The sequence below is a fragment of the Ancylomarina subtilis genome (genome assembly GCF_004217115.1).
Taxonomy (GTDB): domain Bacteria; phylum Bacteroidota; class Bacteroidia; order Bacteroidales; family Marinifilaceae; genus Ancylomarina; species Ancylomarina subtilis.
Genome location: NZ_SHKN01000001.1, coordinates 819,439 through 842,774, shown reverse-complemented (window position 1 = coordinate 842,774; position 23,336 = coordinate 819,439). Strand labels below are relative to the sequence as shown.

Below are 23,336 nucleotides of genomic sequence, written 5' to 3'. Positions count from 1 at the left end.
TATCAGATTTCACATTAGTTCTTGAAGTTTTCTTTGGTTTAGGCTGCAGTTTCGATCGAATAATATTCTAATATTAAATGCTAATCTCTATGAAATCTCCACGCCGAAAAATCTACATGCTTGCTGGTTACAATACAGTTTCAATGGGAACGGGTCGATCAGACTTTAATCCTAAAAAAGGGAGTCGTCCTTTAGAGAGTTATATTAAAGAAGCGGGACAGGCCGTTTTGGAAAAAATTGGGGGTGCAGATCAAGTGGATGAAGGGGTTATTGGAAATTTTATGGCCGCCCGTTTCAACAATCAAGCCAATTTACCCGCCTTTTTTCCATTAATTGATGCAGGCTTAAAATTTAAACCTGCGATAAGTGTAGAAGGCGCATGTGCTTCCGGCGGATTAGCATTAATAGCAGCCATAAAATCAGTATTGGCTGAAACGGCTGATGTTGTTCTTGCCTTAGGTGTTGAAGTTCAGAATACCAAAAAAGCGGTTTATGGTGCTGATATTTTAGCTGGTGCTGGTTGGAATCAATCCCGGAAAGATGGACATGCCTATTTTTTTCCAGGTGTTTTTAGCGATAGGGCTGGCGCTTATTATCAAAAATATGGGAAAGAGCGCACACGTATGGCCATGTCGCAATGGTATGCGAATGCTATAGAAAACGCAAGACTTTGTCATACCGCACAGGAATCCGAAAATAAAAAATCGAATTTATACGATATGGCGCTTAGTATGCCATTGAATCCTAAAAAATTTGTTGACCATTTAACAGTTCTCGATTGTTCAAAGGTTTCAGATGGGGCTTCTGCAATTGCAGTTGTATCCGAAGAAGGATTAAAAAATCTGGGTTACAAGGCTGAAGATGCTGTTGAGGTTGTTGGTTTTGCTCAAATGACCTCTGATATAACGATGAATCCCGAAAATCCAACCTCGTTGGAAACCACTAAACAAGCCGTTGCTAAGGCTTTGGATATGGCAGGAGTTCGTTTGAATCAAATTGGCACCATTGAACTCCACGATTGTTTCTCCATTGCAGGAATAATGGCTATTGAAGCTATTGGTCTTGCCGAGCCAGGTAAAGGTGTCGATTTTGTTATCGATGGCAAGTCGAAAAGGGATGGAGAGATGCCTATAAATACTACTGGTGGATTGATTGGATGGGGACATCCGACAGGAGCCACAGGAGTGCATCAGGCGGTTACCATCTGGGAGCAATTAACTGGAAAAGCTGGACCTGCACAAATAAATATAGATGAGAGTCGGCCATATGCTTTGAGTATTAATATGGGAGGAGACGATAAAACTCTTGTTTCTATTGTTTATAAAAAAACGAAGAATTGATAATCGATTAATTGTTAGAATCTTTTAAAAGTAAAATAACCACAAATACAATAAACTATTAACCCTTAAATTAACCACACTATGAATTTTGAATTCACCGAAGAACAGTTGATGATTCGCGATGCAGCACGTGATTTTGCACAACGTGAATTGTTGCCAGGCGTTATTGAGCGCGATGAAGATGCCATATATCCTAAAGAACAAGTGAAACGATTGGCAGAACTTGGTTTTCTGGGAATGTTGGTCGACCCCCAGTATGATGGAGGTGGAATGGATACCATTTCGTACGTTTTAGCTATGGAAGAAATCTCAAAAGTTGATTCCTCTGTTTCTGTGATCATGTCTGTTAACAATTCTTTAGTCTGCTGGGGTGTTCAAAAATATGGCACTGAGGCTCAAAAGGAAGAATTTTTAAAGCCAATGGCACGAGGGGATAAGATTGGTGCTTTCCTTTTATCAGAACCTGAGGCAGGATCAGATGCTACCTCCCAGCGAACCACAGCTGTTGATATGGGAGATCATTATTTGGTTAATGGAATAAAAAATTGGATTACATCAGGAGGAACAGCTTCCACATATCTTTTGATAGCTCACACGCATCCGGAAAAGAAACATCATGGGATTAATGCTTTTCTGATTGATTCAAAACTAGAAGGAATTAGTGTTGGACCTCATGAAAATAAGATGGGAATGCGAGCGTCTGACACACATTCTGTCATGTTTAATAATGTAAAGATTCCTAAAGAAAATCGATTGGGAGAAGATGGACAGGGCTTTAAAATAGCTATGAAATCGCTTGAAGGTGGGCGTATTGGTATTGCTTCTCAGGCCTTGGGAATTGCGTCAGGAGCCTACGAATTGGCATTGCAGTATGCACAGGAAAGAAAAACATTTGGGAAAGAGATTATCAAGCATCAAGCTATTGCTTTTAAGTTAGCAGATATGGCGGTTGAAATTGAGGCAGCTCGATATTTTTGTTTAAAGGCAGCATGGCTTAAAGATCAGGGGAAACCTTATGGACAGGCTAGCGCGATGGCCAAACTTTATGCGGCAGAAACAGCCATGAAGGTGACTACAGAAGCGGTACAAATTCATGGTGGGAATGGCTACGTAAAAGAGTATCATGTTGAACGATTGATGCGCGAAGCCAAGTTGACGCAGATTTACGAAGGAACGTCAGAGATACAAAAAATTATTATTTCTAGGGGATTATTAGCTTAGATTGATTATCTTAATTAAGGATTTATGAGTACTATAATCCTTTATTCACGTTAATGACTCTGAATCAATACTAACCACAAAATAAATACGGTATGAAAATATTAGTTTGTATCAGTAATGTTCCCGATACTACAACCAAAATTAAATTTAAGGAAGGAAATAAGCAGATTGATGATGCTGGAATTCAGTGGATCATTAATCCCTGGGACGAGCTGGCTCTAACACGAGCCATTGAGTTGAAAGAGGATGCTTCAACACCGATTGAAGAAGTCTGTGTTATAAATGTTGGCGAAGCCATGTGCGATGCGACTTTGAGAAAAGCACTTGCTATTGGGGCTGACAAAGCCATTCGAATCGATGCAAGTCCTCTTGATGCTCATTTTGTTGCGGGTCAGATTGCTGACTATATAAAAAAGACGCCTTATGACATTGTTTTGAGTGGGATAGAATCCAGTGATTATAACAGTTCATCGGTAGGAGGGATGCTTAGTGAATTCTTGGATTGGCCTGCCATTTCATCAATGACTCAATTGGGCTTCGATAACAGTGAATTGATCATTCATAGAGCGATTCCTGGTGGGAAGCAGATTCTGCAATTGGATCCACCCTTTGTCGGGATTGTTCAGAAAGGAATTGCAAAAGAACCCCGAATTCCGGCAATGCGTGGTATTATGATGGCAAGAAAAAAACCTTTGGAGGTCGTGCCAGCTGTTGAGCTAACGGCATTGAGTCGAATCGTGGAGTTTGAACTGCCTCAGCCTAAAGCATCATGTAAAATGATAGACGCCGAGCAATTGGACGACTTGATTGATTTGCTTAAGTCAGAAGCTAAAGTTCTGTAAGCCTTTAGATATCCATTTTTATAAAAGATAATCTCTTAAAATATACGCTATGTCAGTAATCGCATTTGCAAAAAACTGGGAGGGTAAATTCAAAAAATCAACATACGAACTGGTTTCCTATGCTAAAGATTTAGCCTCTCGTCTAAATACACAAACTCTGGTTCTTTCAATTGGAGAAGTCGATGAATCCGAATTGGAAAAATTGGCTCTTTACGGACCTGACCGGATTATTTCGGTTAATGATTCCCGTTTAAATACGCTTAGCAGTCGAATTTATGCAGAAATTATTTCTCAGTTCGTTCTTAAAGAATCTGCCACGCATGTTCTTTTGAGTGATAACAATTCGGGAAAAGCCATCTCGCCCAGATTGTCGGTTAAGCTTCAGGCCGGATTGGCGGCAGCAGTGCTCGATGTCCCCAAATCATTAGAACCTTTTGTAGTGAAAAAACAGGTCTTTTCCGGAAAAGCTTTCGCTTATGTCCAAATAGACTCAGAAAAGAAAATATTGACTCTTTCTAAAAATTCCTTTGGTTTAAAAGAGAATCCATCAACAGCTGCGATTGAATATTTCACACCTGAATTAAAGGACGATCTGTTTAAGATAAAGGTGAAGTCGGTTGAAAGTTCAGATAATAAAATCATTTTAACTGATGCAGATATTGTTGTTTCGGCAGGTCGTGGAATGAAATCGCCGGATAATTGGAAACCCGTAGAAGATTTTGCTGCAGCTCTAGGTGCAGCAGTTGCTTGTTCTCGCCCCGTATCTGATGATGGTTGGCGAAGTCACGAAGAGCATGTTGGACAAACAGGGAAGGTTATTGCACCAAACCTGTATTTTGCAGTTGGTATTTCCGGTGCCATTCAGCATGTGGCCGGTGTGAGTCGCTCGAAATGCATTGTCGCTATCAATACCGATCCTGAGGCGCCTATATTCTCAGTGGCTGATTATGGCGTTATTGGTGATGCCATGACTATTCTTCCGAAATTAACTGAGATTGTTCTTAATGGAGAGTGATATTAATTGAGTCAGTTTGAACCTGACTCTTTATTTTCTGCGTAATTATAATAATGACATCATGATAAAACAAACGTTATTCACAGTTGTTCTTCTTTGTACATTAGGTGTTTTTACCTGGTCTGTTTTTCGTTTAAGAGCTTTTTTTAAACTAACCAAACCGGCTTATCCAATTAAAAATATCTCAGCACGCTTGACTCGTACGCTTAATGTGGCATTCGGTCAGCGTAAAATCTTCAGAAAGCCTGTTATTGGTTTAATGCATGCACTGGTTTTTTGGGGATTTCTTGTGATAACAATTGGTAGTATCGAAATGGTTTTTGATGGTTTGACAGGATCGGATCGGTCATTTGCATTTTTAGATCGGTTTTATGATGTTTTGATGGCATCGGGAGATGTATTTGCCTTTATCATTCTCATTTTTATTGTGTTGTTTATCATCCGAAGGAAATATATGAATATTAGCCGATTTAAAGGCGTTGAAATCGGTCCGAAAGCAAACCTGGATGCTCAACTCTCACTTTATTTTATTGGTTTTTTGATGTTATCCTTATTGGCTTTTAATCTGGGTTATCTGAGTAATCATTCTGACCATGTTTTAGGTGTTTACCCCGTTTCATCTCAGATTATACAATGGACTGGCCTTGATTTTGGTGGGATTCAGGAATCGGGATGGTGGATTCATCTTTTACTGATTTTTGTTTTTGCAAACTATTTGCCCTATTCAAAGCATTTTCATGTTTTTTTATCCATACCGAATGTTTTCTTATCTAATCTCGATCCTTTAACCAAATATCCAAACCTTGAATCGGTTACGAAAGAGGTGCAACTGATGCTTAATCCTGAAGCGAGTTATGACGAAACCGAAGACGTTTCCCGTTTTGGAGTGAAAGATATTGAAGATGTGACCTGGCGTAATTATATGGATTCATTGGCCTGTACGCAATGTGGACGTTGTACTGATGTTTGTCCGGCTAACATTACAGGTAAACGCTTATCACCTCGTAAGATATTTGTGGATTTACGTCACAGAATGAATGAGAAAGGCAGCCTCTTAATCAAGGGGAAAGAGGATACGAAGAGTTTGATCAGAGATTATATCAGTGAAGAAGAAATTTGGGCTTGTACCACTTGTAATGCCTGTGCACAGGAATGCCCTATTGAAATTAGTCATCCAAATCTGATTATGGATATGCGCAGGTATTTGGTGATGGAGGAAGCCTCAGCACCATCAGGCTTGAATGCCATGTTTGCGAATATCGAAAACAATGGTGCTCCCTGGCAATATTCTCCTGAGGATAGGATGAAATGGGCTGAATAAAAGAAACTTAAAAAAAGAACTATCTTATTTATATTATATGACAACAGACACAAAAATTGATATTCCTGTAATGGCTGATTTGGCTGCTGAAGGAAAGCAGGTAGACTATTTATATTGGGTTGGTTGTGCAGGTGCTTATGATCTGCGTTATCAGAAGGTTGCACGCTCGTTTGCTAAAATTTTAAATCATCTAAAGATTAATTACGCCGTACTGGGGACTGAGGAAAGTTGTACAGGTGATGCGGCTAAACGCGCGGGAAATGAAATGCTTTTTCAGATGCAAGCCATGCAAAATATTGAAATCTTAAATGGCTATGGTATAAAAAAAATTGTTTGCACCTGCCCGCATTGTTATAATACGCTTAAGAACGAGTATCCGGATTTGGGAGGTAATTATGAATTGATTAATTACACAGAGTTTTTGGATGAGCAGATTCAACTAGGCAATTTAAAATTGGATTCAAATCCTTTTTTAAACCAAAGTATCACCTATCACGATCCGTGTTATCTGGGAAGGGGAAACAAGATATACGATGCACCCCGAAATATTGTAAAGGCAGTTTACGGTGAGGTTAAAGAAATGAAACGCTGTAAAAGTTCGGCACTGTGTTGTGGCGCCGGAGGTGCGCAAATGTTCAAGGATGCCGAGAAGGGCGACAAAGAAGTCAATATAGAGCGTATAGAGGATGTTCTGGAACAAAAGGTTGATAAGTTGGCAACGGCATGTCCCTTTTGTATGACTATGCTGACCGATGGGATTAAGTTTAAGAATAAAGAGGACGAAGTTGAAAATCTGGATTTGGCTGAAATTGTTGCTCAAGCTTTAGATCTTTAATCGTTCATAGAGATTTTAATTAAAATAGAAGCTGTGTCATTTTTTGAAATGTATCTAAATGGGAATAAGTGATTTTTTGAATTATAGTTTGATTACATCTAAGAATTTTACGCTTAGCGTTTATGGCGTTCTGATTGTGATAGCCGTAGTTTTGGTAACGATAATTGCGTTACGAATTTTGAAACGGGTATTTAAACGGTTTATTGCTAAGCGAGAGAGTGATCAAGGTATTTATTGGTCAGTCTTTTTGTTTATAAAATATCTCACTTGGGTAATTGTAGTTATAGTTCTACTTGATACCGTAGGTGTTCAAATTTCAGTTCTTCTTGCCAGTATTGCGGCACTTTTGGTTGGAGTTGGTCTAGGAATTCAACAACTTTTTAATGATATCGCTTCAGGTTTAGTCTTGATAATAGAGCGTAATCTCCAGATTAATGATGTGATTCAGTTGGATGACGAAACAGTAGGAAGGGTTATTAAAATTGGTTTGAGAACATCGAAAATTAAAACCCGTGATGACATTGTGATGATTGTGCCTAATTCAAAGTTTGTAAACGATAAAATTATCAATTGGAGTCATATCGATTTTAAGACCCGTTTTTTTGTTGAAGTCGGTGTGGCTTATGGTTCAAATGTTAAGTTGGTGAGTGAATTATTAAAAAACTGTGCACAGGAAAATAAAAAGATTGCGAATAAGCCAGAGCCCTTTGTTCGTTTCAACAATTTTGGGGAGTCTTCACTTGACTTCCAGTTGTATTTTTGGGTGAAGGAAAGTTTCTTGGTTGAAAATATTAAAAGTGAATTGAGATTCGCTATTGATGAGGCTTTCAGAAATAATAATGTTACAATTCCATTTCCTCAAAGAGATGTGCACATTTCAAAGTAGGGATGTTAGTCTGTTAATGAGAGTAATAGCATAATTCGAAATGAAGTAGAATTATTTGATTGAAATTTTGCCTGTTTGGGATTCGAAGTCAGGTTTGATAATAAGTTGTTCTTTGAGTCTGATATTTTTAATTAAGAAAAACAGACCTGTTAGTATTTTGTTTAAATTTGATTTATATTCAAGGGTTATTTCCTGAATATAATGACTTGATGAATATAATGAACGTCGCGTATGTTCAGATGTCTCACAAAAAATGAAAAACATTGTACCGCTTAAAATCAAAAATAGATACACAATCGGAAGAATTTCTTGATAATAAGAAGTCCTATCAAGCTCTTATTGCAGATTACCGTCATAAATTGAAGTCGATATTAGAGGGCGTTGATTCCAAGTTAAGGGAAAAGCATTTATCCAGAGGCAAATTGCTTGCTCGTGATCGAATAGAGCTTCTTCTTGATAAAAACACCCCATTTCTAGAGCTGTCACCTCTTGCTGCTTACGATCAATACAACAATCAATTTCCTTCGGCAGGAATTATAACCGGAATTGGCGTGGTTCAGGGGCGTGAATGTGTCATCATTGCCAATGATGCAACCGTAAAAGGGGGGACTTATAATGAGTCTACAATAAAAAAACACATCCGTGCGCAGGAAATTGCCATGGAAAATCATTTAGCTTGTATATACATGGTTGATTCTGGTGGGGCTTTTCTACCGGAACAGGCAAATGTCTTTCCTGACAAGCTTGACTTTGGTCGATTCTTTTTCAATCAGGCTCAGATGTCAGCAAAAGGAATTCCACAGATTGCAATGGTAATGGGCTCGTGTACAGCAGGGGGCGCATATGTACCCGCCATGAGTGATGAAACCATTATTGTCAGAGGACAGGGAACCATTTTTATCGGAGGACCACCATTGGTGAAAGCGGCTACAGGAGAAGAAGTAACGGCTGAGGAATTAGGTGGTGCTGAGGTGCACACATCGAAATCCGGGGTGGCCGATTACCTTGCCGAAGATGACAGGCATGCCATTCAGATTTGCCGAAATATTTTCGAATCGATTCCTATTCCAAAAAAACAAAGCATTGATCGATCTGAAGTTATTGAACCTGCCTACGATCCTGAAGAACTTTATGGATTAGCACCTCTGGATCTTAAAAAGCCGGTTGATGCTCGTGAATTGATTATGCGAATCGTGGATGGGAGTTCCTTTAACGAATTTAAAGAAAATTATGCCCCGACCATCGTTACCGGTTTTGCAAAAATTATGGGGTATCCTGTGGGAATTATTGCCAATAATGGGATTATATTTTCAGAAACATCCTTAAAAGCGGCCCATTTTATCGAGTTGTGTTGCCAACGTAAGATTCCTTTGGTATTCCTTCAAAATATTACAGGTTTCATGGTTGGGAAAGAATATGAACATCAAGGCATTGCTCGTGATGGAGCCAAAATGGTGCATGCAGTAGCCAATGCGCAGGTACCCAAGTTTACGATTATTGTAGGAGGCTCGTTTGGTGCAGGCAATTATGCGATGGCTGGTCGTGCTTATGAGCCTCGTTTGCTGATGATGTGGCCCAATGCCCGAATATCTGTAATGGGGGGCGAACAGGCAGCAGGTGTTTTGGTTCAGGTTAAAGAACAACAATTAAAGTCAAGAGGTCAGAAGTTTGATGAAGTTGAAAAGAATACACTCCGGGAGACCATTTTAAATAAGTTTGAGGAAGAGGGATCGCCTTATTACAGCACGTCACGCATGTGGGATGATGGAATTATTGATCCGACCGAAACCCGTCAGGTATTGGCCTTGGGAATTGCAGCCTCACTTAATAAGGAATATGGTGAACCAAAATTTGGTGTTTTCCGTATGTAAATTTTAGATGTGAAAATATAAAACGAACATCATGTATAAAACAATTGAATTTAAGATAGAAAATCAGATTGGTTATATTTATTTAAATCGACCTGAAATACATAATGCCTTTAATGAAGAAATGATTTCTGAATTGATTGATTGCTTTGCGAAGGTTGAAAAAATGGATTACAAAGACATCCGACTGTTAATTCTCGAAGGTAGAGGTCCTTCATTTTGCGCAGGAGCTGACCTGAAGTGGATGAAATCAGTCGTGAATTACACTCACGAGGAGAATTTTCAGGAGAGTTTTAAGCTGTCTCAATGTTTCAATACCATCTACTCATGTAAGTTTCCAACTATAGCTTTGGTACATGGTGCAGCCATTGGAGGTGCTAATGGTTTGTTGGCAGCCTGTGATTTTGTTCTAGCCGATAAGAATGCTGTTTTCTCACTGAGCGAAGTGAAAATTGGTATCGTTCCGGCTTGTATTTCACCCTATGTGATGAAACGTGTGGGCGAATACAAATCGAAAGAACTTATGCTGACAGGAATCCGTTTTTCAGGAAAAGAAGCAATGAGATACGGTTTGGTGAATTGGGCCTTGGGAGAAAAAAAGAGAAAAGCAAAGCTCGACGAATTGATTACCAATTTGGGTTCGAGTGGGCCTATTGCTGTTTCGCAATGTAAAAAGTTGCTCTACGATATGAGTAATCGTCTGACTCATGAAGAAGCGATGACTTATACCGCCAAGATGATAGCAGATTTAAGAAAATCAGATGAAGGCCAGGAGGGAATGAATTCTTTCCTGGAGAAAAGAAAACCAAATTGGGTGAAATAATTGATACACATGTATTATAAACGACTACTAATAGCAAATAGAGGTGAAATTGCGGTTCGAATCATTCGAACGGCCCGAAAATTGGGCATTTCAACTTTGGTTATTTATTCAGATAAGGATAAAGAGGCTGATCATGTTCAATTTGCTGATGAGGCTTACCCTCTCAAAGGAAATGATCTTTTATCAACCTATTTGGATAAGCAACAGATTATTAAGATTGCTATAGAAAATAAGGCTGATGCTATTCATCCGGGCTATGGGTTTCTTGCTGAAAATCCTGCTTTTGCCAAAGCTTGCCTTGAGGCAAATATCGACTTTGTTGGACCTGATGCGGAGTCTATTGAGCTGATGGGTAATAAGGTTAATGCACGTGAATTTGCTGTATTACAGAATCTACCTGTTTTAGAAGGGATTATTGGCGATAAGGAGAGTTTATTGAAGAATTCAAAAAACTTGCAATTTCCCGTATTAGTGAAAGCTGCAGCAGGTGGTGGAGGTAAAGGCATGCGAATTGTGCGATCTGAATCCGATCTGGAATCTGCAATTACTGCCACCTCGCGTGAGGCTGAGAAATACTTCGGTGATGGGGAGGTTTTATTGGAGCGGTATATTGAGAATCCAAGACATATTGAAGTTCAGGTACTAGCCGATAAATATGGACATGCCATTCATTTATTTGAGAGAGAATGCTCCATACAAAGACGTTTTCAAAAGATTATTGAAGAAGCGCCATCGTCTAGCGTGGATTCTGAACTTAGAGAACGAATGGGACAAGCGGCTGTTCGTTTGACCAAAGCTTTAGGCTATTCCAATGCAGGAACAATTGAGTTTTTGATGGATGAAAATCAAAACTTCTATTTTCTTGAGATGAATACCCGAATTCAGGTTGAACATCCCGTTACAGAAATGATTACAGGTGTCGATTTGGTTGAGCAGCAATTGGCAATTGCTTCCGGTAAAAAGCTTCAATTGAAGCAGGAAGATATCGTTTTAAGTGGGCATGCTATTGAAGCTAGAATTTATGCCGAAGATCCTGATCTGGATTTTATTCCGGCACCCGGCGATATTGAATTTTATAAGGAGCCTAGTGTGAGCAATACGAAGCTACGTATTGATTCGTCACTCTCAAAAGCGGGTACAATTCATCCCGATTTTGACCCCATGATATCAAAATTGATTGTTTGGGATGAAACAAGAGTGTTGGCCATTAATGGTCTGAAAGAAGCTTTGTCTGACTATCACATTCATGGCATTAAAAACAACATTCATTTTCTTAAGAATCTGATCGGAACAGAAGAATACATCAAGAACCAAATTTCAACCCATTTTTGTAAGCAAAACGAGCAGCAACTTAAGCAGAGAATGAAGGAAGATCAAAAATCTATCGATCTGTCTTTGTTCTACGCAGCTTTCTCTCATTACGATTTAAGGCTTGGAAAACCTCAGAATATTTGGGAAGAAATCGGTTTTTGGCGAAATGCTCGTAAAGCTTTCAAAATTAGTCATGAAGACAGGTTGATTGATGTCACATTCAAGGATGATCTGACTTACGAGATTGACGGTGTGTTATATACGTTTGAAAAGTTGAATTTGAAAGAAAATTGCGTGAATCTGATTTATAATGGCAAAATTTTTACGTTTTACATTTCAAAAAATGAATGCAATCAAGCTCATGTCTCATGTAAAGGTATTTTAATGTCTTTGAGACGCTGGTCTGATTCCGGGAATGAACTTTTTAATGAAAATTTTGCAAGTGATGGGCATGCAGGTGATCGTATTCTGGCCCCACTTCCGGGCAAAGTTGTTAAAATTAATGTAAAGGCCGGGGATAAAATTCAGAAGTCCGAGGTGCTGCTTATTTTGGAATCTATGAAAATGGAGAACAGTATATTGGCCCCTTTTAATGGGATGGTTTCTGAAATTGTGATTAGAGAAGGCGAGCAGGTAACAAGTCAAATGGAACTAATTAAGTTGATTGAGGTGTAGGATAAATTATGAACGGATACAATCGGGATAATATTTCGATGTTAATAAAATGATAGAATCATGAAAAACAAAATTCGTATTGCAAATGCCGGTGGTTTTTGGGGAGATGATCTTGGCGTATTAAGACGTCAGTTAGAAGGGGGAGAAGTCGATTATATTTCTTCAGACTTCTTAGCTGAAGTAACCATGAGTATTCTTCGAAAACAGCAATTGAAAAATGAAGCCATGGGTTATGTGGGCGATTTTGTTGATCAGATTGTTGATGTGGCTGAATTGATGAAAGAAAAGAAAGTGCGGATGCTTACCAATGCGGGAGGGATTAACCCTCTGGCTTGTGCACGCAAAATTCTTTCTGAATTAAAACATAAGGGTGTCGATTTGAAAATTGCTGTTGTCATTGGTGATAACATTATCGATCGGATTGATGAGTTTTATCCTGAAAAGGCCAGTTTTACTGACATGGAAACGGGTGATGATTTTGAAGGAATCAAAGAAAATATTCAGTCTGCCAATGTCTATTTGGGGGTTCCTCCTTTATTAAAAGCTCTCGATAGTGGTGCTGATTTGATTCTTGCCGGTAGAGTCACGGATACATCCATAACCATGGCTCCCATGATTTATGAACTCGGCTGGGAACTGGATGATTGGGATAAACTAGCTGCGGGTTTGGTTGCAGGCCATATTATTGAATGTGGTGCTCAGGCCAGTGGGGGAAATTTCACCGATTGGCAAAAGGTAAGCCTTTGGGATAATATGGGTTATCCCATCGTAGAGATGAGTCGTGATGGCAGTTTCGAAGTTTACAAGCATCCCAATACAGGCGGTTTAATTAGTCGGGATACCATTCGTGAGCAATTGGTTTATGAAATGGGTGATCCCAAGCATTATATCAGTCCGGATGTGGTTGCCGATTTTAGTCAACTGGAACTAAAAGAGTTGGCACCGAACCGTGTTTTGGTTAAAAATGCGAAAGGGCATCCTTCAACTCACTTTTTAAAGGTGTCAATGGCTTATGAGGATGGTTATAAGGCGGTTAGTTCTATTGTAATTTCGGGAGGTCGAGTTCTGAATAAGGCTCGTGAATTTGAAAAGATATTCTGGCAACGTTTGAACACAGATTATAAGAAAACCAATACGGAATATATTGGTTATAATGCGTGTCATCAAAATTTGGTTGAAGATATCGATCCCAATGAAATTCTCCTTCGTTTCTCGGTTTACGATGATGATCTTGATAAGATTAAACGATTTTCAACCAGTATTGCGCCGCTGATTTTAAGTGGACCTCCTGGTGTTGCAGTAACGGGAGGCAGAGCCAGAAATCAGCAGGTTATTACTTATTGGCCAACTTTGATTCCCAAAACATTGATTCAATCTACAGTGCATGTTTTAGATTCTCAGGGAGATATTCAGGAAACGTATGATATTGATTCTGTATTGGGAAATGAGGCAGATTTTATCCCACAAAGCACACAAGTTGATTCTTCTCAGGGAGATCATTATTCAGATTCGGAAATGATTGATGTGCCATTACGAGAGGTCTGTATGGCTCGTTCCGGAGACAAGGGAGATACCTTTAATATTGGTGTTTTAGCTCGGTCTGAGGAGATTTATCATTATTTGAAATCAAAATTGACGCCTGAGATCATCAAAAGCATGTTTAAAGGTATTTGTAAAGGGAGAGTTAAACGTTATGAATTGGATAATCTGTTGGCATTGAATTTTTTACTGGAAGAATCTTTGGATGGAGGGGGAACAAAATCCTTGATGATAGATGCTCAGGGCAAGACAATGGCCTCTGCACTTTTAAATCAATCTTTTCCTATCCCAAAAACTTATCTGAAAGATATTTAGAGAATTGTATTCAAATTATTAATTAAAAAAATGAATTGATTGAAGTTTAATACTCAAATTATTGTTAACTTATAATCAATATGAAAATATAAGTATATGGATCCTTTTTTGAAAGAAGAACATCATATTATAAGAAAGGCGGTTCGGGATTTTGCTGAAAGAGAGATAAAACCCTTCGCTGCCGAACTGGATGAAAAAGAAGAATTTTCTCCTGAAATAACAGAGAAAATGGGAGAGATGGGTCTCTTTGGAATGTATTTGCCGGAGAAATATGGTGGACATGGAAGCGATTACCTATCCTACATTATTGCCGTGGAAGAAGTGGCTCGTGTGGATGGTTCACATGCGGCAACTCTTGCTGCCCATAATTCATTGGGCATTGGGCCCATTTATAATTTTGGAACGGAAGAGCAAAAATTAAAATATTTACCGGGACTTTGTTCGGGTAAAGAACTCTGGGCTTTTGGTTTAACCGAAGCTGAGGCAGGATCGGATTCGAGAGGAACAAAGACCTTTGTTAAGGATTTGGGGAGATTTTGGGAGATTAATGGTTCAAAAATTTTTATTACAAACGGATCAAATCCACAAACGATGGGAGTGACGGTTCAGGCTGTTTCTGCTATTAATGGGGATGAAAAAGAATTCACTTGTTTGTTGGTAGAGAAGGATACCCCGGGCTGGAAGAGTCAGGCGATGCATGGAAAACTAATGTGGCGTGCTTCTGATACCTCACAGATGTTTTTTGATGGCTGTTTCGTTCCTAAGAAGAACATTCTTGGTGAACGTGGTATGGGGTCTAAAATCATGTTACAAACTCTGGATTCAGGACGACTATCCATTGCGGCTATGGGTTTGGGCTTGGCTCAGGGGGCATTTGAAATGACCTTGGAATATGCAAAAGAACGAAAGCAATTTGGTAAACCGATATCAAAATTTCAAATCAATAGCTTTAAGTTGGCAGATATGGCAACTAAAATTGAGCTTGCCAGAAATTTACTTTATAAGGCTTGCTGGTTGAAGGATAACAATTATCCTTTTGAAAAGGAAGCTGCCATGTCGAAACTATATTGTTCTGAAATCGCTAAGGAAGTGGCAGACGAAGGGGTTCAAATTCATGGTGGATATGGTTTGATGAAAGAATATCCTATTGAACGTTTTTATCGGGATCAGCGCCTGTTACAAATTGGAGAGGGAACTTCAGAAATTCAACGCTTAGTCATATCACGATATATTGGATGTTAAAATCCAAAAGGGATGAAAAAGAAAGTCTTAAGCAAGTTACGAACACTAAACACGAATAATATGAGAGATCTGGTTTTAGCACTTAATCCACGAATGTATTTCACGAGAGTGGCCGTTTATCAGGGAAATTCGACATTATTTCTTAAGAAAATTAATCATCACGATTTAGAAACAGAAATGTATCCTTCATTTGAAGATCAGGTTGATTTCCGCACATCTGTGATTCTTAAAGAGTTGAAAGAGAATGATGTTGAAGTCAAAAACATTAAAGTGATTATTGGTAGAGGAGGTTTGTTAAAGCCCGTAGAATCGGGTGTTTATCGTGTAAATTCCAAGATGATAAAGGATCTTAGTTCGTCAGAATTTGGCGATGATGTTGTCAATCTGGGTGGTTTGTTAGCCAATGGAATTGCCAAGGCTATTGATGGTGCTCATGCTTATATTGCCGACCCGGTTGTGGTTGATGAACTTCAGGATATTGCTCGTTTCACAGGCCGCCCTGAGTTTAAACGGCGTTCAATTTTTCATGCACTCAACCAAAAAATTTCAGCTCGAAAGTACGCGAAGATTAAGTATTCGGAGTATGAAAAGATGAATTTGATTGTCGTTCATTTGGGAGGTGGAATTAGTATTGGAGCACATAAAAAGGGTCGTGTGATTGACACCAATCAGGCATACGATGGTGATGGGCCTTTTTCACCAATTCGCTCAGGTTCCTTACCTATGGGCGATGTGATCCGGATGTGTTATTCAGGTAAATTTACGATGGATGAGATGCTGAAAAAACAAACGGGTGATGGTGGGCTTTATTCATACTTTAAAACGCATAGTGCCTTTGATGTTTGCCAATTGCGTGATGCGGGTGATGAGAAAGCCGCAGAGGTATTATCTGCTATGGCTTATCAGGTTTCCAAGTATATTTCATCCTTACATGTTTGTTTTGATGGTGAAAAGCTTGATGGTATAATTATAACCGGAGGGCTTGCCAAGGATGATACCTTTGTAAGCGAAATCCGCAATCGAGTTGAGATTATTGCACCTGTTTACGTTATGCCAGGAGCAGAGGTTCTTGGTGCTTTATCCTATTACGGTCAGATGATTCTTCGTGGTGAAACAGATATCAAAGATTATGATTAGATATTTGCTTGAAAGCAAGGATAAAAAAAATAAGGACAACATTTTTGTTGTCCTTATTTTTTTCTGTCTTAGAGTTCTGACCCTAAATGATCTCAATATCTTCCTTTTTTAACCAGCCCTGATTTCCATCGCTCAATTTGATGTTTCGCCAGTCTCCTAGTTCTTCTATAACCTTAACCTTGGTTCCTTCGTGTAAGAGGAAGAGTTGTGTGCCACTTTCATCAGGAGAACCTTTTACTGTTACACTGGGACTAAAAACAATAGCATATTCTCTCGAAGTCAGCTGTTTATTCATCTTTGAGGCGAAATTGTAAAAGACCAAACTTGAAAGTAAACACAAGATTGATAGAAAGAAGCCCAATTTCTTAATTCGACTTATCTTGCTATATAAATACAAGCTCATTAAAGCCAAGAAGAAGAAAAAGAAGCCAATTGATAACCAAGACCAGGCATTGGCTGATAAACTGTTCCATAAGCCGGAAACCCATGAACTCACAAAGAATTCAGGAAGAACCTCTAATTTGTCAGTTACATTTTTTTGTGCCAATTCTAAATTGTACTTGATATCTTCATCCTCAGGTGATAAAAGCAATGCTCTTTCATAATTCAGAATAGCAGGAGCTATTTGGCCCGTTTTGTAATAGGCATTAGCTAGATTGAAATAGATTTCCGGAGCTTCAATACGAGTTTCCAATACAGATTCGTATGATTTTATGGCATTCTCGTATTCGCCTTTTTGATAAAGATCATTCGCTTCTTGAATTGGATTTGCCTGAATTTGGGCAAAAACCTGAACGGATAAAGCTAAGGCTATTAGAGTATAAATGAATTTTTGCATAATTACTTGATGTTTTTTTCAAGTTTGGTAATTGTTTCCATTGTTTTCTGATAAAGACTGTCCATTTCGGATGAGCCACTTGATGGCGCATAACGAGCAAATTCACAGGTATCCAAAATTGTCATGAAATCGCTGATGATTTCCTGATCCACGCTTCTGTCAACTAGAATACCATTGATGTTGTCCTTGCTTAAATCGGATAGTGGTAAGTTAAATTTATCAGAAATATAATCCCAAAGGGCTTTCAGTATTTCATCGTAGAAAGCCTCCTTTTCTTTTGCATGAAGTCTTTGTGATGCTGCTTTTAAACGTTTCATGGCAACACGATTGGCCCGCTTGTTTTTCATTTTAGCCACATCAGCATTCTCTTTAATCCGTTTACGATTGAAAACAAAAGCAAGAATGAATATAAAAAGAGGGAGGATATAAGCTAAATAGAAATTGAGGGTTCCAAAAAAGATCTCTCCCTTGTAGATGGGTTCAAAATTATTGGTTTTGATAAAACGAATATCCTTACCAATAAATTTAACATCCTCTTTAGTGAATGAACTAATGGTTGTGTTTGAGACGCCACCTTCACCCTTAGCAACATGAATCTTGAATTCAGGTGTTAGTTTGGTTTTATATCTTCTAGCTCTTGGATCAAAATATGTAAACTCGTTGGTTGGAATGGTGAAATCACCTGCATGACGCGGAATAATTAAGTATTCGAATGTTGTAGATCCCGTCATTCCTTTAGCCGTACTCTCAATATTTTGATTCGTTTTAGGATCGTAAACTTCAAAATCAGCAGGGAAGTCAAATTTCAAAGGGTTGATCAATTTCATATTTCCATTACCTGAGATTTTTACTTTCATGGTAATGGCATCGTCAACTTTAACGGAATCCTGATTGATACTGGTGCTTATCTTAAACTGACCAACAGCACCATCAAAACTTGCAGGAGCATTATTAGGAACTGGTTTTACCTTAATGGTGACAGGTTTCGATTTGCGAGGTACACGAACATTTTTGTAGTTGTTAAAAAAATCATCGAAGAAACCTCTTGAACGGGCTTGTGCTGATAATTGCACAATGCAATTCATTTCCCAGGGTTCGATTACAATTTCACCCTCATGTTGCGGGAATAAAAGGTATTCACTGCGAACGTAGGTATACATGATCTCACCATTGACATTTTCTCCGGTAAGGGTACTGGGTGAATCTCGTTCAATTTCCTGTGTCAGGAATCCCTGAAAAGTAGGGAGTTTAACAGGTTCAATATTAACAAGGTTTTTGTTTTTTGAGTAGATTTTTAGAGTTGCTTTTACGGGTTCTCCCATAAAAACTGACTTTCTATCAACATTAACCTTGATATATAAATTATCCTCAGTGATACGTTGCGCCTGAGCGGATGTACTACTATGTGTGCCTTGTTGTTTGTTTTTAGTGCTTTCCCGTACAACTTCAATGGTGTGGCTATTGGATTTAACAAGCTTACCATCAACTGTAATTTCCGCTGGTTCAAAAGTGAATTTCCCTTCGGTTTCAGCAAGCAATACATAGGTATATGTATAGGATGAACTTGAGGTCATTTTGCCATTGATATACTGCGTACTCATACTCGTTGAGGTGGAAGGCCCCATTAAAATCTGAAAACCTTTTATTGCGGGAAGTTTCAGATTCGTTCCTTTTTCATTCAGGCTGTAGGATAGGCGAAATTGCTCTCCCAAGGCAACAACATTTGGAGCTGTAGCAGTAAATTTAGTTTTATCAGCAAAGGCCGAAGTACTAATAAATAGACATGTAAGTAATAAGAAAAATAGTCTCTTCATCAATCTTGTTTTATTTTTCTAAAGGTTCAAATTTTATGCAAAATCAAAATTACTGAATTATTTTGCAAAATAGGGCTTAAGCACCTAATAAGTCTGTTCCGAATGCAATCGGGAGTTCAAATATCAACTTATTATTGATGATTTAAGAATGGCTTTTAAACTACAAATCTCAAATCTAATTTAACAATGCGTTTTACCAATCCTTTTTTATTTTCTGTTTTTTCTTTTGTTGTGCTTTAGCTTTGGCTTTTTGCACTTTCTGTTGCACTTTTTTCTCGTCATTTTCTAGTGCTTGTAGCAAGCGCTGAGCATCTTCTTTGGAGATTTTACCCTCTTTAGGTTCTTGTTTTTTATTTTTGTCGCCTTCGTTAGGCTTTTGCTTCTCTTTATCTTTTTGATCTTTCTTTTTATCCTGATCTTTTTTCTGATCGTCTTGCTTCTTCTTTTGATCGTCCTTGTTTTGTTGATCTTTTTTATCCTGATCCTTTTTGTCTTTGTTATCTTTATTGTCTTGGTTTTGCTGATCTTTGTTTTGCTTTTTTTGTTGCTCTTGTTTTTCCTTCATCTTACGAGCGTATTCCAGGTTGTATTTGGCCTCTTTTGAATCCGGATTATGTCGAAGCGATTCTTTATAAGCTTCAATACTCTCATCAATCTTTTTGTTTAGAAGCAGGGTATTGCCAATATTGTAGTGCAATAAACCCAGACGTTGGGGATCTGTTTCTTTAGAAGCGAGCGTTTGAAATTGCTCAAGAGCTTCATCGTATTTTTTTTGTTTGTAAAGGGCATCTCCCAGATTAAATGCAGCCTCAAAGGATGCATTTTTCTTATCAAGAGCTTTTCGATATTCGACCTCCGAATTCTCAAAGTTTTTATCTTCAAAAAGGCCATTCCCTTTTCTGATGAATTTTCTTTCTTTCTGGGCATTTGCTTTGAAACAAGCAAGGCTAAGTAAGGCTAATATGAGTAGGCTAATTCTTGTTTTCATGTCAATCTTTTTAATCAATCCTGATTTTAATATCTATTTGCTGAATAAATGAATATCCTTTAAATGTCGATTCTTTCTATCAAGAATCAGATATTCGATCAGAATAAGTAAAAGGACAATTGCGATGAAATATTGGAATTTTTCATCGTAAGCCGAGTAGATTCTTTGTTCCAATTCGGTTTTGTCCATTTTGTTAATTTCTTTGAAAAGTGCATTTAATCCTGTAGTGGTATTATTGGCTTTAATCATGTTGCCACCGCCGGCTTCAGCGATTTCGGCAAGCATTTTCTCATCCAATTTTGAGATCACCACATTTCCATTCTCGTCCTGTCTGAATTGACCGGATTTACCTTTAACAGGGATGGGAGCTCCTTTTGGTAACCCCATGGCAATGGTGTGAACAACAATGCCTTGTTCCAGTGCTGTTTTTGCTGCTGCTACTGCATCATCTTCATGGTTTTCACCATCGGTAATAACGATGATGGCTTTACTCGCTTCGCTATCGGGTGTGAAACTCTTACTTGCTAAGTTAATGGCTGCTCCAATAGCCGTTCCCTGAACAGGTACAATATCTGTATTGATGCCCGATAGGAAAAGTTTGGCCGAAGAATAATCGGTTGTAATTGGCAATTGTGTATAAGCTTCACCGGCAAATACGATCAATCCAATTTTATCATTATTCAGATTATCCACCATTTTAGAGATGGCACGCTTGGCACTTTCTAAACGATTGGGTTGAATATCCTGAGCCAACATGGAGTTTGAAACATCCAGAGCGATTACAATTTCGACTCCTTTACGTTTTATCTTTCTCAATTTTGAACCAAACTGAGGACCAGCGATGGCAATAATCAGAAAGGCAAAAGCCAAAAGCAGGATTGAGAATTTATAAATTGGACGAGTGAATGATGCAAAAGGCATCAGTTGTGAAATGATAGACATCTCCCCATATTCCTGAAGAGCCTTCTTTTTCATTCTGTAGCTGATGTAGTAAAGTACCACAAGAGCAGGAAGAATAAAAAGGAGGTAGAGATATTCCGGATGTTCAAAACGAAACTGGTTCATTTTCAAATATTATTAGATGAGTATCGACTTTTAGCTTTGTGATGATTTACATCTCAATACTCAATGGTTATTTTATTTTAATCTTAAATCAATAATCCTCAATTTTAAATTCGTTAAGGAATGTTTCTAAGAATACTGTTGCGAAAGGCAATTTCGAATAGAAGGAAAAGAGCAGCCCAAAGTGCATAAGCTTTATAGGCTTCTTTTTTAGTGCTGAATTGTGTCACTTCAATTTTTCTTTTTTCCATCTGATCGATTTCTTCGTAAATGGCTTTAAGCTTATTGTTATCTGTTGCTCTAAAGTATTTCCCCCCTGTAAGCTCGGCAATATCTGTTAGAGTTGCCTCATCGATTTCGACAGGCATATTCTGCATTTGTATGCCGAAAGGTGTCTGAAAAGGGTAGGGGGCTGTGCCCTGAGTTCCAATACCAACTGTATAAACACGAATGCCGTAAGTTTTTGCCAGTTCAGCTGCCGTAATAGGAGCAATTTCACCTCGGTTATTAACCCCATCAGTCAAAAGAATGATGACTCTTGATTTGGCGTCAGAATCTTTTAAGCGATTCACGGCATTTGCCAAACCTAAACCGATAGCCGTACCATCTTCTATCATTCCTGATTTGATGTCGGAGAATAAGTTGATTAAAACGGCATGATCAGTTGTTAACGGGCACTGTGTGAAACTCTCTCCACTAAAAATAACCAAGCCAATTTTATCTTGCTGACGACCTGTGATAAATTGTGTAGCCACATCCTTTGCTGCTTCCAAACGGTTAGGTTCGAAGTCTTGAGCTAACATACTACTCGAGATATCCAGTGACATAACAATGTCGATACCTTCTGAGCTTACATTTTTCCAATCGTTACTCGATTGTGGACGAGCCATAGCAATCACCAGAAAAGCAATAGCCAATACTCTTAAAACAAGTAGAGCGTGTCGGAAATAATACTTGTAAGTCTTAGGAGCCTTAGTCAGGCTCTTTAGAGTAGAGACCTGTATACTGGCATGAGCCTTTTTATCACGCCAAATGTACCAACCCACAAGAGGACCAATTAGCAGCAATAAATAAAGGTATTCAGGATTTGCAAAATCTAGATTATTCATATTATAAGTACAAGTGTAAAAGGTTAAAAAAAGGATAAAGAATAAAAAGGTTAGACTAAGGTGAAATAAAAATTCATATTGGCTAACCTTATCACGGTAAACAATAGTAGCTTACGGTGTCATATTTTTTGCTTCACCCTCTGTTAATTCAATTGGTTCAGCGTCCTTTTCTGTTTCGTCTTTTACAGTTTCTTTTATTAGTGTATTTTCTACAATGCGATATGCATATTTCAGACTGAGTTGATTTTCATCCGGTAGAGGCTGAAATTTTGCAAATTTGGCCAAGTCCGCTCTTTCCAAAATAACTCTTAAGTCAGCAATCAGATCTTTTGGCATGATGGCTTCGGTAATTGTCTCCATGGTTTCCTCAGTTGTCGACTCCAAAGTTGCCAGGTTAAAACGCTCATCCAGATAGTTACGAACGGTGTCCGTCAGATCTGAATGGTATTGCTTAACATGGCCTTTTTGCCAGAGTTTCTGATTGTCTATTTCTTCCAATTTTCTAAATGCGATAACATGAGCAGGTTCGGCAGGAACTTCTGCTTTAAACAAAGGTTGATTCCGTTTGTATCTGCGATAGAAATAATAAGCAGCAAAGAGTATGGCAATGAGTAAAAGTCCGCCACCAGCCCAAGGCGCAATCTCAGCAAACGAGACAGGCGTATGAATTGGCATAGCAATATCGAAATTGGCTTTGGTGGTATCAATTTCAAAACTTCGTACACCCAGTTGCAGGGTATCGGTACGGATAATGTTGTTGATATTTTCTCCATTTAGCTTGAATTCGAAAGGTGGAATTTTGTGAACGCCACCATCGAAAGACGTAATCAGATATTTCTTGCTAATTTTCAGACTACCATTTTTTTTCTTAGTGGTATCCAATGGCCACTGACGAATGATTTCAATATTCTTGGTAATACTATCGGTAAAAACAGGAAAGCTAATATTTATACCTTTGGGTTGATCTACCGAGAGGTTTAGGTGAATCTGATCCCCAATGGCAATGACGTTAGTGTCGAGAGCAACACTGTAGGTAAAACCATCCTCTTGGTTTTGAGCCGTTGCCGGATTGAGCAGCAAGGCAAAACCCAAAAGGAGTAAGCTTTTTCTGAATTGTTTCTTTATTGTTTCTAATCCTATCATCTTATTTCTTTA

19 protein-coding genes are annotated in these 23,336 nt (G+C 38.5%); 13 read left to right on the top strand and 6 right to left on the bottom strand.

Annotation, left to right across the window (positions count from 1 at the left end):
* The first annotated feature begins 89 nt into the window (after positions 1-89).
* The 13 genes from EV201_RS03500 to buk all read left to right on the top strand — a co-directional run bounded on the left by EV201_RS03500 (position 90) and on the right by buk (position 16,370).
* Positions 90-1,340 carry a thiolase C-terminal domain-containing protein gene (locus EV201_RS03500; RefSeq protein WP_130306012.1) on the top strand — a complete coding sequence of 417 codons (1,251 nt, stop codon included), beginning with the start codon at positions 90-92 and terminating at the stop codon, positions 1,338-1,340.
* A gap of 81 nt (positions 1,341-1,421) precedes the next feature.
* Positions 1,422-2,561 (top strand): acyl-CoA dehydrogenase family protein, encoded by a 1,140-nt coding sequence (locus tag EV201_RS03495; RefSeq protein WP_130306011.1) that lies wholly within the window; start codon positions 1,422-1,424, stop codon positions 2,559-2,561.
* A gap of 92 nt (positions 2,562-2,653) precedes the next feature.
* On the top strand, positions 2,654-3,403 hold the full coding sequence (locus tag EV201_RS03490; RefSeq protein WP_130306010.1) for an electron transfer flavoprotein subunit beta/FixA family protein: 750 nt from the start codon (positions 2,654-2,656) through the stop codon (positions 3,401-3,403).
* Between the two features lie 49 nt (positions 3,404-3,452).
* Positions 3,453-4,418 carry an electron transfer flavoprotein subunit alpha/FixB family protein gene (locus EV201_RS03485; RefSeq protein WP_130306009.1) on the top strand — a complete coding sequence of 322 codons (966 nt, stop codon included), beginning with the start codon at positions 3,453-3,455 and terminating at the stop codon, positions 4,416-4,418.
* 61 nt (positions 4,419-4,479) lie between these two features.
* A complete protein-coding gene (locus EV201_RS03480; protein ID WP_130306008.1) occupies positions 4,480-5,739 on the top strand; it encodes a 4Fe-4S dicluster domain-containing protein in 1,260 nt (419 codons plus the stop codon).
* A gap of 37 nt (positions 5,740-5,776) precedes the next feature.
* Entirely contained in the window at positions 5,777-6,574 is a 798-nt protein-coding gene (locus tag EV201_RS03475; RefSeq protein ID WP_130306007.1) for a (Fe-S)-binding protein, read from the top strand.
* A 58-nt stretch (positions 6,575-6,632) separates the two neighbouring features.
* Positions 6,633-7,460: a mechanosensitive ion channel family protein gene (locus EV201_RS03470; RefSeq protein WP_130306006.1), complete on the top strand. Its 828-nt coding sequence runs from the start codon at positions 6,633-6,635 to the stop codon at positions 7,458-7,460.
* A gap of 263 nt (positions 7,461-7,723) precedes the next feature.
* Positions 7,724-9,331 carry a carboxyl transferase domain-containing protein gene (locus EV201_RS03465; RefSeq protein WP_130306005.1) on the top strand — a complete coding sequence of 536 codons (1,608 nt, stop codon included), beginning with the start codon at positions 7,724-7,726 and terminating at the stop codon, positions 9,329-9,331.
* 31 nt (positions 9,332-9,362) lie between these two features.
* On the top strand, positions 9,363-10,151 hold the full coding sequence (locus EV201_RS03460) for an enoyl-CoA hydratase-related protein (protein ID WP_130306004.1): 789 nt from the start codon (positions 9,363-9,365) through the stop codon (positions 10,149-10,151).
* Between the two features lie 9 nt (positions 10,152-10,160).
* A complete protein-coding gene (locus EV201_RS03455) occupies positions 10,161-12,137 on the top strand; it encodes an acetyl/propionyl/methylcrotonyl-CoA carboxylase subunit alpha (protein ID WP_130306003.1) in 1,977 nt (658 codons plus the stop codon).
* 60 nt (positions 12,138-12,197) lie between these two features.
* Positions 12,198-13,991 carry an acyclic terpene utilization AtuA family protein gene (locus EV201_RS03450; protein WP_130306002.1) on the top strand — a complete coding sequence of 598 codons (1,794 nt, stop codon included), beginning with the start codon at positions 12,198-12,200 and terminating at the stop codon, positions 13,989-13,991.
* Positions 13,992-14,087: 96 nt separating this feature from the next.
* A complete protein-coding gene (locus EV201_RS03445; protein ID WP_130306001.1) occupies positions 14,088-15,233 on the top strand; it encodes an acyl-CoA dehydrogenase family protein in 1,146 nt (381 codons plus the stop codon).
* A gap of 12 nt (positions 15,234-15,245) precedes the next feature.
* Positions 15,246-16,370 carry a butyrate kinase gene (gene buk / locus EV201_RS03440; protein ID WP_207224368.1) on the top strand — a complete coding sequence of 375 codons (1,125 nt, stop codon included), beginning with the start codon at positions 15,246-15,248 and terminating at the stop codon, positions 16,368-16,370.
* A gap of 82 nt (positions 16,371-16,452) precedes the next feature.
* Here buk and EV201_RS03435 read toward each other — a convergent pair whose 3' ends face one another.
* The 6 genes from EV201_RS03435 to EV201_RS03410 all read right to left on the bottom strand — a co-directional run bounded on the left by EV201_RS03435 (position 16,453) and on the right by EV201_RS03410 (position 23,324).
* Complete coding sequence (locus tag EV201_RS03435; RefSeq protein WP_130306000.1) at positions 16,453-17,208, bottom strand: tetratricopeptide repeat protein; 756 nt, start codon at positions 17,206-17,208, stop codon at positions 16,453-16,455.
* Positions 17,209-17,210: 2 nt separating this feature from the next.
* Complete coding sequence (locus tag EV201_RS03430) at positions 17,211-19,022, bottom strand: BatD family protein (RefSeq protein ID WP_130305999.1); 1,812 nt, start codon at positions 19,020-19,022, stop codon at positions 17,211-17,213.
* Between the two features lie 193 nt (positions 19,023-19,215).
* Positions 19,216-20,010, bottom strand: coding sequence for a tetratricopeptide repeat protein (locus EV201_RS03425; protein ID WP_130305998.1), 795 nt, complete (start codon positions 20,008-20,010; stop codon positions 19,216-19,218).
* 33 nt (positions 20,011-20,043) lie between these two features.
* Positions 20,044-21,075: a vWA domain-containing protein gene (locus EV201_RS03420; RefSeq protein WP_130305997.1), complete on the bottom strand. Its 1,032-nt coding sequence runs from the start codon at positions 21,073-21,075 to the stop codon at positions 20,044-20,046.
* Between the two features lie 113 nt (positions 21,076-21,188).
* Positions 21,189-22,181 (bottom strand): vWA domain-containing protein, encoded by a 993-nt coding sequence (locus EV201_RS03415; RefSeq protein WP_130305996.1) that lies wholly within the window; start codon positions 22,179-22,181, stop codon positions 21,189-21,191.
* A 111-nt stretch (positions 22,182-22,292) separates the two neighbouring features.
* Complete coding sequence (locus EV201_RS03410; RefSeq protein ID WP_130305995.1) at positions 22,293-23,324, bottom strand: BatD family protein; 1,032 nt, start codon at positions 23,322-23,324, stop codon at positions 22,293-22,295.
* Between the last annotated feature and the right edge of the window lie 12 nt (positions 23,325-23,336).